Annotated in this window: 1 protein-coding gene; it reads left to right on the top strand. The window is 38.8% G+C overall.

What is annotated here, in order from left to right; all coding sequences use genetic code 11:
* On the top strand, window positions 1-961 hold a 961-nt coding region (locus tag H4O18_RS21845; RefSeq protein WP_246474561.1), incomplete at its 5' end, for an ISAon1 family transposase.
* Window positions 962-993 lie beyond the last annotated feature (32 nt).

Here is a 993-nt window from a genome sequence, read left to right as displayed (position 1 = left end):
CCAACAACTTGGGCACCAGTATGGTATGTCCGGGAAAAGGCTTCAAAGACATTATAAGGATCACTTAAGTGATTTTAAGCAATGGGAGCATAAGAGTCATGCTAAACAGTGGCTTGTTTTCCCTGAAAACTTAGGTTCTTATTTATCCATTGATGAGACAGCGCTGTCCAAGGGAGAGCTCTATACCATCATTACCAATAAGAAGGCCAAAGGAAAGAAAGGGGCTTTAGTTGGAATATTCCACGGAACTAAAGTGGAGCCTATTATCGAACAACTCTTGAAGATCCCAGCAAAGAAGCGTGCTAAAGTGAAAGAGATCACCTTGGACATGGCAAACTCTATGAAAACGATCTCCACTAAATGTTTCCCGAAAGCCATCCAAGTAACAGACAGGTTCCATGTACAGAAGCTGGCAATAGAGGCGCTCCAAGATCTTCGTATCAAATACCGATGGGAAGCTTTGGATCAAGAAAATGAACAGATAAAGCTATCTAGAGTAGTCGACAAAGAATTTAAACCTGTAACTTTTTCTAATGGTGATAGCTCAAAACAACTCCTGGCCAGGAGTAGATATCTACTGTATAAATCCCCAGATAAATGGACTCCAAATCAGAAAGAGAGGGGACAGATATTGTTTAATGAATACCCAGAATTAAAGAAAGCTTATGGACTTGTTCAAGGCTTGAGGAATATTTTTAACCAAGCCATAGATATTAAAGTAGCTTACACCAAACTAGCCCACTGGTACAAAGATGTAGAGGAGTCAGGATTTAAGAGCTTCCAAACGGTAGCCAATAGTATTACTTCAAATTACCGCTCTGTACTCAACTATTTTTTAAACAGAAGTACAAATGCTTCAGCAGAATCCTTTAATGCCAAAGTAAAGGCTTTTAGATCACAATTTAGGGGAGTCAGGAATACGGAATACTTCTTATATCGCTTGATTAAATTATATTCTTAAAATGGTAAAAACCCAGATTTTGGACATGATCC

This window comes from Arenibacter arenosicollis, assembly GCF_014397245.1.
Classification (GTDB): Bacteria; Bacteroidota; Bacteroidia; order Flavobacteriales; family Flavobacteriaceae; genus Arenibacter; species Arenibacter arenosicollis.
The sequence above is the reverse complement of the archived record's forward strand: the minus strand, read 5'-3'. Positions and strand labels throughout refer to the sequence as shown.